11 protein-coding genes are annotated in these 13,086 nt (G+C 69.6%); 3 read left to right on the plus strand and 8 right to left on the minus strand.

The features are described from left to right. The first annotated feature begins 32 nt into the window (after positions 1-32). Positions 33-866 carry a LysR family transcriptional regulator gene (locus ACZ6DL_RS05010; RefSeq protein WP_466049057.1) on the plus strand — a complete coding sequence of 278 codons (834 nt, stop codon included), beginning with the start codon at positions 33-35 and terminating at the stop codon, positions 864-866. Positions 867-872: 6 nt separating this feature from the next. Here the strand turns inward: ACZ6DL_RS05010 and ACZ6DL_RS05015 are convergent, their stop codons facing one another. Next, complete coding sequence (locus ACZ6DL_RS05015; protein WP_466049058.1) at positions 873-1,721, minus strand: SDR family NAD(P)-dependent oxidoreductase; 849 nt, start codon at positions 1,719-1,721, stop codon at positions 873-875. A 96-nt stretch (positions 1,722-1,817) separates the two neighbouring features. Between ACZ6DL_RS05015 and ACZ6DL_RS05020 the strand changes: the two genes are divergently transcribed. Further along, a complete protein-coding gene (locus tag ACZ6DL_RS05020) occupies positions 1,818-2,765 on the plus strand; it encodes an alpha/beta fold hydrolase (protein WP_466049569.1) in 948 nt (315 codons plus the stop codon). Between the two features lie 61 nt (positions 2,766-2,826). Next, positions 2,827-3,429, plus strand: coding sequence for a DUF7691 family protein (locus ACZ6DL_RS05025; protein ID WP_040867476.1), 603 nt, complete (start codon positions 2,827-2,829; stop codon positions 3,427-3,429). 27 nt (positions 3,430-3,456) lie between these two features. On the opposite strand, the gene ACZ6DL_RS05030 is transcribed toward ACZ6DL_RS05025, so the two are convergent. The 7 genes from ACZ6DL_RS05030 to tkt form a co-directional block, all read right to left on the minus strand. After that, positions 3,457-3,936 carry an SRPBCC family protein gene (locus tag ACZ6DL_RS05030; RefSeq protein WP_062974903.1) on the minus strand — a complete coding sequence of 160 codons (480 nt, stop codon included), beginning with the start codon at positions 3,934-3,936 and terminating at the stop codon, positions 3,457-3,459. Between the two features lie 47 nt (positions 3,937-3,983). Further along, complete coding sequence (locus tag ACZ6DL_RS05035) at positions 3,984-6,287, minus strand: transketolase C-terminal domain-containing protein (RefSeq protein ID WP_466049059.1); 2,304 nt, start codon at positions 6,285-6,287, stop codon at positions 3,984-3,986. A gap of 216 nt (positions 6,288-6,503) precedes the next feature. Next, complete coding sequence (pgl, locus tag ACZ6DL_RS05040) at positions 6,504-7,259, minus strand: 6-phosphogluconolactonase (RefSeq protein WP_357954313.1); 756 nt, start codon at positions 7,257-7,259, stop codon at positions 6,504-6,506. Then, the gene (gene opcA, locus ACZ6DL_RS05045) at positions 7,252-8,160 is read right to left on the minus strand and encodes a glucose-6-phosphate dehydrogenase assembly protein OpcA (protein ID WP_466049061.1); all 909 of its coding nucleotides are present in this window, start codon (positions 8,158-8,160) and stop codon (positions 7,252-7,254) included. The genes pgl and opcA overlap by 8 nt, the downstream gene beginning before the upstream one ends. After that, positions 8,157-9,731 carry a glucose-6-phosphate dehydrogenase gene (gene zwf, locus ACZ6DL_RS05050; RefSeq protein WP_466049062.1) on the minus strand — a complete coding sequence of 525 codons (1,575 nt, stop codon included), beginning with the start codon at positions 9,729-9,731 and terminating at the stop codon, positions 8,157-8,159. Before zwf ends, opcA begins: the two co-directional genes overlap by 4 nt. Positions 9,732-9,734: 3 nt before the next feature. Further along, the gene (gene tal, locus ACZ6DL_RS05055; protein WP_466049063.1) at positions 9,735-10,871 is read right to left on the minus strand and encodes a transaldolase; all 1,137 of its coding nucleotides are present in this window, start codon (positions 10,869-10,871) and stop codon (positions 9,735-9,737) included. A 6-nt stretch (positions 10,872-10,877) separates the two neighbouring features. Then, positions 10,878-13,019, minus strand: coding sequence for a transketolase (gene tkt, locus ACZ6DL_RS05060; protein ID WP_466049065.1), 2,142 nt, complete (start codon positions 13,017-13,019; stop codon positions 10,878-10,880). Positions 13,020-13,086 lie beyond the last annotated feature (67 nt).

Raw genomic sequence — 13,086 nt, forward strand, 5'->3', positions numbered from 1 at the left:
TGCTTTCCACGCACGATGTATACGCTCGACGCATGGATATCGAGCTGCGGCACCTGCGGGCGTACCTGGCGCTGTGCGAGGAGGCGAACTACACCCGCGCCGCGACCCGGCTGCACCTGAGCCAACCCGCCTTGACCAGGACGATCCAGCAGTTGGAGCGGTTGGTCGACTGCCGGTTGGTGGAGCGCACGTCACGGCGATTCGCGCTCACCGCGGAGGGCGCGGAACTGCTGGCGCACGCCCGCCGCATCCTGGCCGATGTCGACGGCGTCGCCGCGGAACTGCGCTCGCGCGCCACGCTGGAGATCGGCTTCTCGTGGCTGCTGCCCGACGCGTGGTTCGCCGCGACCCGCCGCCGTTACGAAGAACACGGTGGCCGGATCACCCTGCGGCGCGTGGACGATCCGCTAACCGCACTCGGCGAGCGCACGGTCGACATCGCCATCTACCGCAAGGAGACTCGGCTGCCGCGTCACCTGGCGTCGCGGATCATCGCGACGGAACGGCGGGTGCTCGCGGTGGCCACCCATTCGCCGCTGGCGAACGCGCCCCACCTGTCCTGGTCCGATCTTGCCGATCGGCCACTGGTGGTCAACACCGTGTCCGGCACCACCGATGCGGCGTCCTGGCAGCCGGTCGACCCGGACCGCGCCGTCATCACCTGCACGAACTTCGACGAATGGATCGAATTGGTCGCGGCCGATCGCGGTATCGGTGTCGTACCCGATCTCGCGCGCACCAGGGCGCCGCATCCCGGCGTCGTTTATCGGGACATCCCCGACGCCCCGCCCTCGTACGTGTACGTGGCGTGGCGGGCCAGGCCGGTCCCGTCGCGCTCGGTGCAGCGGTTCCTCGGCGCGCTGTGAACGGAGTCAGTCGACGCGCGGGATGCGCCCGTCGATGTCGGTGAACCCGTAGTACTCGGCGAGATCGGCTACCGGCCAGGGCAACCCGGTGCGGGAGCGACGCCCGGCGTCGGTGGCGAGCGCGACGACGGCGCGGCCGGTGAAGCGCGGCGTCTGCGCGTCACCGAGGTCGAAGGTGCCCTCACCGGGCAGCGTGACCAGCCTGCGGCCATCGGCGCCTGCCGGAACCAGTTGCAGCAGTTCGGTGTCGACGATGCCCGGCCAGAGCGAGACCACGGTGACCTCGGTGCCCGCGAGATTGTGCGCCATGTCGGCGGTGAGCCGGTCCAGGGCGGATTTCGCGACGCCGTACACCGCGTTGTGCATGTACCTGCGCGCCCCTGGCGAGGAGATGTTGGCGATCAGCCCGCCCGATTCGATCAACAGCGGCGCGGCGAAATAGCTTGCCACGTAATGCGACCGGACGCCTACGTCGAACGACTCGTCCCACGCCGCGGGCGGCACCTCCCAGAACGGCTTGCCCAGCCATCGGGCCGCGGCGGGGGAGTTGTAGACGTTGTTCACCAGCACGTCCAGCCTGCCGTGCTCGGTGCGGATCAGCTCGAACAGCCGCTCGACCGCGTCGTCGTCGCGGTGGTCGCACACGAACGGGATGCCGACCCCGCCCGCGGCATCGATTTCCGCGGCTGTGGCGTGTACGGTGCCGGGTAGTCGTCCCTGCGCCGCCGTGCGGCCGGTGACGAACACCGTGGCACCCGCCGCGCCGAGTTCCAGCGCGATCCCTTTGCCGATGCCGCGGCTGGCGCCGGTGACCACCGCGATCTTGCCTTCGAGCCTCTCGGGTATTCCGCTCACGAAACCGGAACATTACCGTGAAACGATAACGTGTTCTAGGTTTTGGAGGCCCGAGTGGAGCTGACGCATCGGTTCGTGACGACCGGCGGGGTCCGTATGCACGTCGCCGAGCAGGGAACCGGGCAGCCGGTGGTCTTCTGTCACGGCTTTCCGCACACCTGGTACATCTGGCACCGCCAGCTTCCCGCGGTCGCCGCCGCCGGGTATCGAGCTCTCGCGCCGGACCTGCGCGGCTATGGTCGCACCGACGTCCCGGCCGACCCCGAGGCTTACACCAATCGCGCGGTCTGCGGTGATCTGCTCGCTCTGCTCGACGACATCGGCGCGGAGCAGGCGGTGTTCGTCGGCTTGGACTTCGGCGCGGCACTGGTGTGGGAACTGGCATTGCGCGCGCCGGAGCGCGTGCGCGGCGTGATCGTCTTGAACAATCCGTTCGCGCCACGTCCGCCGCGAGCTCCGTCGCAGCTGTGGGCGAAGGCTGCGGCTCGGCACTTCCTGCACCTGCACTACTTCCAGACTCCGGGCGTGGCGGATGCGGAACTCGGCGCGCGTCCCCGGGAGTTCCTGGCCCGCGTCTACTACGCGCTCAGCGCCGACTATCACTACCTGGACACCTGGCGCTTCCCGGCCGAGGGCACCGGCTATCTCGATGTGCTGCCGGAGGCGCCCGCGCTGCCGTGGAGCTGGCTGGGCGCGGACGAGCTGGACGTGCTCGCCCGAGATTTCGAACGCACCGGGTTCACCGGCGGATTGAACTGGTATCGCAGCCTGGACCGCAACTGGGAACTCACCGCCGAGTACGCGGACGCGAAAGTCGCTGTGCCCGCCTATTTCCTGTACGGCGACCGCGATCCCGACATGGAGGGCTTCAGTGGCCGCGACCCGCTGGCCACGCTGCGTGAGCACGTCGCCGACCTGCGGGCGGTCACCGAGATCAGGGACGCGGGCCACCTCGTACAGCTGGAGCGGACCGAGCAGGTGAACGCGTTGCTCACCGCTCATCTCGCCCACTTGGCCGCGCATCCGGCCCGGCTTCCGGCCTGAGGTGAAACGCCTTCGGGCTCAGCGATGTTCGTTGTCGGTGGGCACCGCTAATGTTCGGTGAATGAGTTATAGCCTGAGCATCTACGTCGTCGAACTGGACAGGGTCAAGGGCGCCATCGGGTCCCGGGACGACAAGCTCCGGCGGATGATCGGCGGCCGGTTCAAAGCCCAGCTGACCCACGACGACGACTGGTTCGCCGACGAGATCGCGGCCGGCGCGCCCACCCGTTACGAGGCGGTGCGCGCCGTCGTGGACGGCGGTCCGTTCGACCCGGCCTACGGTTTCCAGTACGGCTACGCGTACCAGACGATCTGCCAGTTCTACGGTCGCTTCGTGGACAACCGCTACTTCTCGGCGTTCCGGGGTCGCTGGCTCGACCACATCGACGACGGCCTGGCCACACTCGGCATCAAAGCGGTGAGCGTCCGCGCGTTCATGTACCACTCGCTGCCGCCTTCGCTGCCGCAGCCGGATGAATTGCCCGGTTACGGCGAATGGACGCCCGAGCAGTGCGCCGAAGCGCTCGTGCAGTGGGAGTCGACCACGCCGCCGCAGCGTGAGGAGGTGGACCACGAGGTTCTCGCCGCGATCGAGTCCTGCGTCGAGTGGATCCGGGAGGCGCAGGCGCGTCCCGGCTGGGGCATCGCCGGGTTCTTCTACTGAACCCTGCCCGGCGGGAGGCTCGGTGGTCTAGCGGTATTCCTCCGCCAGCTTCGGGTAGTCCGACCACCGGGGCAACGGTTGGAAATCGAGGTAGGCGGTGAGGCGGTCGAGCAGGTACTGCCAGCGCGGGCCGATCGCGCCCGCGTCGGCGGGGCACACGTGGCGGCGGGTCAGTTCCACGGTGGTGACCACGCCGACCTGGGTCATCCGGACTTCGAGCAGGCAGCCGTCGATGTGCACGACCAATTCGTGCGGCGCCTGGCAGTGGTCGACGCGGACCGCGACCGGGCCGGGGACCGGACCGTCGAACAACTCGATGGTGAGGTTGCCGTTGCCGCCGGAGACGGCCCCGAGCCAGCGGGCGAGCTGGCCGCGCTCGGTGGCCGCCGACCACACGTCCAGTACGGGCTTGTGGAACGACCGCAGGTAGTGCAGGAGCACCAGATCGCCGTCGGTCGTGTGCTCGTGCTCCGGCCGCACCTCGCCGAGCATGGACATCGTGGTCATCGCGAGTCCTTTCCGCTGCTGGTCACCGTCACCTCACTGTATTTCCACTATTCCCCGGTCGAATCGAATTCCGGGGAATGCCGGGTCCCGGCGCGCCGCGGTTCCACGCCGGTCGCGTCGCGTAGAAGCCGGAGGGCGGCGGCGTCGATGCGGTCTTCGTCGAGTAGCACCGTCGCGGCGGCCGGACCGAGCGGCACGAAACTGTCCTCGCTGGTCACACGCGCGAGCCTGCCGGTGAAGCCGGCGTCGATCAGCGCCGCGCACACCGCCTCCGACACACCGCCGCTGCGCCGTGTCTCGTCCGCGACGAGGACCCGCCCGGTGGCGCGCGCGTGCCGCAGCAGATCGTGCACCGGCAGGGGAGCGAGCCAGCGCAGATCGAGCACGCGCGCGCGGATGCCGAGCCGGGCCAAGCGCTGTGCCGCGCGCAGGCTCATCGGCACGCTGTTGGCGAAGCCGACCAGGGTCAGGTCGGCCCCGTCGCCGTAGACCCGAGCACGGCCGATCTCGACATGCTCGTCGGGCGACGGGCGGGCCAGCCAGCCGTCATCGCCCGGATGGTGCAGGTCGCGGGTGTGATACAGCGCGATGGGTTCGAGGTACAGGCACACTCTGCCGTCCACCCGTGCGGCCGACACGCACGTGCGCAGCATCGCGGCTGCGTCGTCGGCGCGGGACGGGGAGGCGAGCACGACGCCGGGGATGTCGCGCAGCGCGGCCACCGAGTTATCGTTGTGGAAATGGCCGCCGAAGCCCTTCTGGTAGGCGTATCCGGCGATCCGCACCACCATCGGATTCCGGTAGCGGCCGTCGGAGAAGAAGGACAGCGTGGCCGCTTCGCCGCGGATCTGATCGGCGGCGTTGTGCAGGTAGGCCAGGTACTGGATCTCCGGGATCGGCACGAATCCGGCCAGCGCCGAGCCCAGCGCGGTCCCGAGGACGCTCTGCTCGTCCAGCAGGGTGTCGAACACGCGGCGGGCGCCGAACCTCCTCCGCAAACCCTTGGTCACGCCGTATACGCCACCCTTGCGGCCGACGTCCTCCCCGAAGACGAGCACGTCGCGGTCGCGCGCCAGCAGGCTCGCGAGCGTGTCGTTGATCGCCTGCGCCAGGGTCACCGGATCACCCTGCGCGGCGCCGTTGCGACGATGCGGCGCATCGAGGTCGGCGATCGCGTGACCGGTCTCCGCATTTCCGCGGCTGCCGCGCCGGAGCACATCGGCGCGCACGAGCGCCGGACGGTAGGGGCCGATCGGGGCGGTCACGGCCGCCGCCGAGGCGAGTCTCGGCTCCGTGGAAACGAGTTCGGCGGTCGCGGCCACGCGGCGGCCCAGGTCGGCGTATCGGTCGAGCAGGTCGGCGGGGGTGGCTACGCCGGACTCGATCAGCAGCCGTGCGGTCGCCAGGACCGGATCGCGAGCGAGATCGGCGGCGATGTCGGCGGGACGGCGGTAGGCGGTTTCGACGTCCGAGCCCGCGTGACCGAGCAGCCGGACCGTCCGCAGATGCAAGAACGCGGGCGCGCGGCTACCCCGCACCCACCGGACGGCAGCGTCGGCGGTGGTCAGCGCGTCGAGTGCGGCGCAGCCGTCCGCGTGGAAGTAGGCCAGACCCGGGCGGTGGCCGTACGCCTGCTCGATCCAATCCGGGGGAGTGGGGACGCTGATCCCGATGCCGTTGTCCTCACAGACGAACAGGACCGGCATCGGAATCCCTTGCCCGGCCGTGTGAATCGCGGCATTGATCGCTCCGGCCGCGGTGGAGTGGTTGGCCGACGCGTCGCCGAAACTGCACAGCACCACCGCGTCGGCGGGCCAGGGACAGGCGACGCCGAGCCGTGCCGCGCGATCGATCGCGAACGCCAGACCTACCGCGCGGGGCAGATGTGACGCGATGGTCGAGGTCTGGGGGATGACGTGGGCGGCAGCGCTGCCGAATACCTTGTGCCGCCCACCGGAAATCGGGTCCGCCGCCGCGGCGACCACGCCGAGCAGCACGTCCCGGATCGGGTCGAGCCCGGGCACGCGCCGGGCCCGGTGCACGAAGAACGCTCCCGAGCGGTAGTGCAGCAGGGCGGGGTCGGTGATCCGCGCGGCGGCGGCCAGGGCGGCATTGCCCTCGTGACCGGACGACCCGATGCTGTAGAAACCGCGCCGGGCGCTGCCGAGGCGGCGTGCCGCGAGATCGAGATGCCTGCTCGTCGCTTGCGCGTCGAACAATTCCAGGCACGCCACGCCCGTGACCGCGACGCCGGGTGCGACCGGCTGATCCGCCGGACGCCCGGGTCGCGGGCGGAGTGCGGCGACGGCGGTGCGCCACCGTTCGTCCAGATCAACTGCCTGCTCGGTCACCGACCGATCATCTCGTAAACTTCGCTGTTCGGCTGGGTTATTCGGCGGTGTTCTTTCGGCTGCCGGGCATAGAGGCGGACAAATTTACGATATTTCCCGGCTCGGCAGCAGCGATGCTGCTGCCCGGTGAGGGCCGGATCAAGCCATGGCGCTCCGGCTCCTAAGGCGAGGCAGCCCGCGCGGACACGGCCACGCCGTCGGCCGGGTGTGGCCTGCTCAGCGCAGTGCGGACGCGGCCTCTTGATCGAGCAGCCAGGTGGTGGAGTCCAGACCGATCGCGCCGGCCGCGGGCACCTCCACCGGCTCCGCGCCGCCGATGGCCGCGGCGACCGCCTCGGCCTTGGCGGCGCCGCCGACCACCAGCACGACGTGGCGGCTGCGGCGGATCGCGGGCAGGGTGAGCGTCACCCGCACCGGCGGCGGCTTCGGCGAATTCGTCACGGCGACGACGAGTTCGTGCTCTTCCCGCACCGCGTCGGTGTGCGGGAACAGCGAATTGACGTGGCCCTCGCCGCCCATGCCGAGCAGGTGCAGATCGAACGCGCCGTGTTCGGCGAGATAGGCGTGCACCGTCGCGGAGTATTCGGCCGCCGCCTCCACCGGATCGGGGTACTCGCCGTCGGAGACAGCCACCGGATGCACCCGCGCCGGGTCGACCGGCACGTGGTCGAGCAGCGCCTGCCTGGCTTGCAGGTCGTTGCGCTCCGCGTCGTTCGCCGGCACGAAACGCTCGTCACCCCAGAACACCTCGACCCGGGACCAGTCGATGTCGCCGGGGGACTTGCGCACCAGCTCCAGCAGGGCGATGCCGGTTCCGCCGCCGGTCAGGACGACCGACGCGGAGCCCCGCTCGGCCTGCGCCGCGACGACGACCGAGACGAAGCGGGCCGCGGCGGCGGCCACCAGCGACTCGGTGTCGAGGTGCACCTCGACGGTGTCGCTGGGGAATGGCGAATCGGTGTGCTCACTCATAGATCACCTTCTCGATTCCGGCCAGCGCTTCCGCATAGGTCTCGTCGGCGTCCAGCCTGCGTAGGTCTTCGGCCAGGCAGTCGCGCGTCTCCCTGCGCGCCAGGGCGATCCGTTGCACCGGTTCACCGGTGCGGGTCAGCGTCGCGGTGCGGCCGGTCTGCGGGCGTTCGATCGCGATGGAGACGGTGGGGCGGTGCAATTCCACCTGCAGCGGGCCGGTGCGGCGGCGCACGGGGCAGTCCAGCCGGGCGGCCAGCCAGCCGGCCAGGATGTCCAGGGCGGGCTCGTCGCGCAGCCCGGACACCGTCACCGAATCCACCGTTTCGAACGGCGGCTCGTCCATCGCCGCGGCCAGCAGGGCACGCCAGTAGGTGATCCGGCTCCAGGCCAGGTCGGTGTCACCGCTGGCGTAGGACTGCAGCCGCTTCTTGATCGCCGCCTGCGGATCGGGCGCGAACGTGGCGTCGGTGATGCGGCGGCCCGCCAGGCGGCCCACCGAGTCCTTGGACGGGAACTCCGGCGCTCCGCGTGGCCACCAGGCGACCACCGGCGTGTCCGGCAGCAGGAACGGGGTGACGACGCTGCTCTCGTGGTTGACCAGTTCGCCTTGCAGCCGCAGCACGATGACCTCGGCCGCCCCCGCGTCGCCGCCCACGCGGATCTGCGCGTCCAGCCGGGTGGCGGCCTCCCGGTCACCGCGCGCCAGCACCACGACGCGACAGGGATGCTCGCGGCTGGCTTCGTTCGCCGCGTCGATCGCGTCCTCGGCCTCGGAGCTGTCGAGCGTGCACACCACCAGGGTGAGCACGCGACCAACGGTGATCACGCCGTTGCTCTCGCGCAACTTCACGATGCGCTTGGTGACCTCGCTGGTCTTGGTCTCGGGCATGTCGACGATCACGGGCGCCGCCATTCCCGCCCGGTGCGGGCGATCATCTCGTCGGCCGATGGCGGACCCCAGGTGCCCGCCTCGTACGGCTCCGGCCTGCCTTCGGCGGCCCAGTGCTCGAGCACCGGATCCAGGATCCGCCAGGACAATTCGACCTCCGCGTTCACCGGGAACAGCGACGGCACCCCGAGCAGCACGTCGAGGATCAGGCGTTCGTAGGCCTCGGGAGAGGACTCGGTGAACGCCTCGCCGTAGGTGAAGTCCATGTTGACGTCGCGCACCTCCATGCTGGAGCCGGGCACCTTCGAGCCGAACCGGGTGGTGATGCCCTCGTCCGGCTGTACCCGGATGACCAGCGCGTTCTGCCCGAGTTCCTCGGTCATGGTCTGGTCGAACGGCAGGTGCGGCGCCCGCTTGAAGATCACCGCGATCTCGGTGACCCTGCGGCCCAGCCGTTTTCCGGTGCGCAGGAAGAACGGGACACCCGCCCAGCGGCGGGTGTCGATCTGCAGCCTGATCGCGGCGTAGGTCTCGGTCTTCGAATTCGGATCGAAACCCTCCTCCTCCGCCAGGCCGACCACGTGCTCGCTGCCCTGCCACCCCTCGGTGTACTGGCCGCGCGCGGTGGTCTCGTCCAGTGGTTCGACGAGCTTGGTCGCGGAGAGCACCTTGATCTTCTCGGCCTGCAACTGCTTGGGCTCGAAGCTGATCGGCTCCTCCATGGCGGTGAGCGCCAGCAGTTGCAGCAGGTGGTTCTGGATCACGTCCCGGGCGGCGCCGATGCCGTCGTAGTAGCCCGCGCGACCGCCGAGGCCGATGTCCTCGGCCATCGTGATCTGCACGTGGTCGACGAAGTTGGCGTTCCAGATCGGCTCGTAGAGCTGGTTGGCGAAGCGCAGTGCCAGGATGTTCTGCACCGTCTCCTTGCCCAGGTAATGGTCGATGCGGAACACCCGCTCCTCGGGGAAAACCCCGTTGACCAGTGCGTTGAGCTCCTGCGCGCTGTGCAGGTCGTGCCCGAACGGCTTCTCGATCACCACCCGTCGCCAGGGTTTGCGCGCGGCGTCCGGCCCGGTCGTCTGCGCCAGGCCGTGCGCGCAGAGCTGATCGAGCACGACCGGGAACATGTTCGGCGGGATGGACAGGTAGAACGCGTGATTGCCGCCGGTGCCGCGTTCCTTGTCCAGCGTGGTCAAGGTGTCGGCGAGCCGGTCGAACGCCGCGTTGTCGTCGAAGCTGCCCTGGACGAACCGGATGCCCTCCGAGAGCTGATCCCAGACCTCCTGGCGGAAGGGGGTGCGCGCGTGCGCCTTCACCGCCTCCAGGACCACCTGGGCGAAATCCTCGTCGGCGTAGTCGCGGCGCGCGAAGCCGACCAGGCCGAAGGCCGGGGGCAGCAGCCCCCGGTTCGCCAAGTCGTAGATGGCCGGCATCAGCTTCTTCCGAGACAGGTCACCCGTGACGCCGAAGATGACCATGCTGCACGGTCCGGCGATGCGCGGCAGCCGTTTATCCCGTTTCTCACGCAGCGGGTTCTGCCATTCGACCGGCTCCGGCCGATCCGTGGGAGCTGCTCCGGCCATCGATCAGCCGTTCCCGGTCGACGCCGACTTCAGCTCGTCGGCGGTGGCGGAAAGCAACTCCTCCCAGGATTTCTCGAACTTGTCCACGCCCTCGCGCTCGAGCACCGCGAACACGTCGTCGAGATCGACGCCGACCGCGGCGAGCCGGTCGAAGACCTCCTTGGCCGCGGCGGCCTTGCCGCTGACGGCGTCACCGCGGATCACGCCGTGATCGGCCGCCGCCTGGAGCGTCTTCTCCGGCAGCGTGTTCACCGTGTTCGGCGCGACCAGTTCGGTGACGTACATCGTGTCGGAGTAGTCCGGGTTCTTGACACCGGTCGACGCCCACAGCGGACGCTGCCGATTCGCGCCGGACGCGGCCAGGTTCAGGAAGGTCGAGGTGTGCTTGCCGCCGTCGAACACGTCCTGGTATTCGGCGTAGGCCAAGTGGGCGTTGGCGATGCCGGCCTTGCCGCGCAGCGCGAGCGCCTCCTCGGTGCCGAGGGCCTCCAGCCGCTTGTCGATCTCGGTGTCCACCCGGGAGACGAAGAACGAGGCGACGGAATGGATCTTGGCCGGATCGTGGCCGGCGACCTTGGCCTTCTTCACGCCTTCCAGGTACGCGCCCATCACCGCGCGGTAGCGCTGGACCGAGAAGATCAGCGTGACGTTCACGCTGATGCCCTCCGCGATCACCGCGGTGATGGCGGACAGGCCCTCCTCGGTGGCCGGAATCTTGATGAACAGGTTGGGCCGGTCGACGATCTTCCACAGCTCGACCGCCTGCGCGACGGTCCGGTCGGCGTCGAACGCCAGGCGGGGGTCGACCTCGATGGAGACCCGGCCGTCCACGCCGTTGGTCGCCTCGAAGACCGGAGCGAACACGTCACAGGCAGCGCGGACGTCGTCGGTGGTGATGGTGCGGATCGCGGCGTCGGCGTCCGCGCCTTGCGCGGCAAGCTCTTTCAGCTGGCCGTCGTAGGCGTGCCCCTGGCTGAGCGCACCCTGGAAGATCGTCGGGTTGGTGGTGACCCCGACGACCGACCGGGTCTCGATCAGCTCGAGCAGGTTGCCGGACCGGATGCGGTCCCTGGACAGATCGTCGAGCCATACGGACACTCCCGCCGCCGACAGAGCGGCGAGATTCTCGTTCTGAGCCATGAGCGCTTATCCCTTCACGTTCTCGAGCGTGCGCTGCGCGGCGGCAACGACGGCTTCCGGAGTGAAGCCGAATTCGCGGAACAGGGTCTTGTAGTCGGCGGAGGCGCCGAAGTGCTCGATCGACACGATCTCGCCCGCGTCACCGGCGAACCGGTGCCACGGCATCGCGATACCGGCTTCGACGACGACGCGAGCGGCGACCGCGGGCGGGAGCACCTCGTCCCGGTAAGCCTTGTCCTGCGCGTCGAACCACTCCACGCACGGCATCGACACCACGCGGGTGGCGATGCCCTGCTCCTCCAGCGTAGTGCGGGCGGCGACCGCGAGCTGCAGCTCCGAGCCGGTGGCGATCAGGATCACTTGCGGTGTGCCCGTGGACGCCTCGGCCAGCACGTAACCGCCCTTCGACACACCCTCGAAACTGGTGCCCTCCAGGATCGGCAGATCCTGGCGGGTCAGCGCCAGCCCGGACGGGCCGTCCTGGTGCGGCGGCTCGGACACCGAGAAGTGCGATCGGTGCTCGCTGCTGTCGCGTTCGAGGATGGTGCGCCAGGCGTAGGTGGTCTCGTTGGCGTCGCCCGGACGGACCACGTTCAGCCCCGGGATGGCGCGCAGCGCGGCGAGATGCTCGATCGGCTGGTGCGTCGGGCCGTCCTCGCCGAGGCCGATGGAGTCGTGGGTCCAGACATAGATCGCGGGCACCCGCATCACCGCCGCCAGTCGGACGGCCGGACGCATGTAGTCGCTGAACACCAGGAAGGTGCCGCCGTACGGACGGGTCGGGCCGTGCAGCGCGATGCCGTTGAGGATCGCGCCCATCGCGTGCTCGCGGACGCCGAAGTGCAGGGTCCGGCCGTACGGGTCGGCCTTCCACATGCCGGTGGAGATCGACTCCGGCCCGAAGCTGGGCTGCTCGGGCATCGTGGTGTTGTTGGACTCGGCCAGGTCGGCCGAGCCGCCCCACAGCTCGGGCAGCACCGGCGCCAGCGCGGCGAGCACCTTGCCGGACGCCTTGCGGGTGGCCATGCCCTTCGGATCCGGTTCGTAGCTGGGCAGATTCGCGATCCAGTTGTCCGGCAGCCGCCGCTCGATCAGGCGGTCGAACAGCGCCTTGTTCTCCGGGTTGGCCGCGGCCCACGCGTCGAAGGACTTCTGCCACTGCGCATGCGCCGCGCGCCCGCGTTCGACGACCTTGCGGGTGTGCTCGATGACCGCGGGATCCACGTCGAAGCTCTTGTCCGGGTCGAAGCCGAGAATCTTCTTGGTGGCGGCCACCTCGTCGGCGCCCAGCGCCGCACCGTGCGCGGTACCGGTGTTCATCTTGCTGGGGGCGGGGTAGCCGATGATGGTGCGCAGCACGATGATCGAGGGCTTGCCGGTCTCGGCCTTGGCGGCCTCCAGCGCGGCCTCGATCGCGACGACGTCCTCGCCGCCCTCGACCACCTGCACGTGCCAGCCGTAGGCCTCGTAGCGCTTCGCGACGTCCTCGGTGAAGGCGATGGTGGTGTCGTCCTCGATGGAGATCTTGTTGTCGTCGTAGACCACGACGAGGTTGCCCAGCTGCTGGGTGCCCGCCAGCGACGACGCCTCGGAGGTGACGCCTTCCTCCAGGTCACCGTCGGAGGCGATGACGTAGACGAAGTGATCGAACGGGCTCGCGCCGGGCGCGGCGTCCGGGTCGAACAGGCCGCGCTCGCGGCGCGCCGCCATCGCCATGCCGACCGCCGAGGCCAGGCCCTGGCCGAGCGGGCCGGTGGTGATCTCGACGCCGTCGGTGTGCCGGAACTCGGGGTGGCCCGGGGTGAGCGAGCCCCACTTGCGCAGGTTCTTCAGGTCGTCCAGTTCCAGGCCGTAACCCGCCAGGTAGAGCTGGATGTACTGGGTGAGGCTGGAATGACCGCAGGACAGCACGAACCGGTCCCGGCCGACCCAGCTCGGATCGCTCGGGTCGATGCGCATGGTGCGCTGGTAGAGCGTGTACGCCAGCGGCGCCAGGCTCATCGCGGTACCGGGATGGCCGTTTCCGGCGTTCTGCACCGCCTCGGCGGCCAGGACCCGAATGGTGTCGACAGCCTTGGTGTCCAGATCCGTCCAGTCGTCCGGGTGGTTCGGCTGAGTGAGGGCGCGGATGTCGTCTGTGATCGACACGACCGAGGTTCTCCTGACATTGGTTCGTCGACGGCGGGTGGGTTCTGACGGCGATGATCGCGCGGCA

This window comes from Nocardia sp. NPDC041819 (assembly GCF_055590505.1).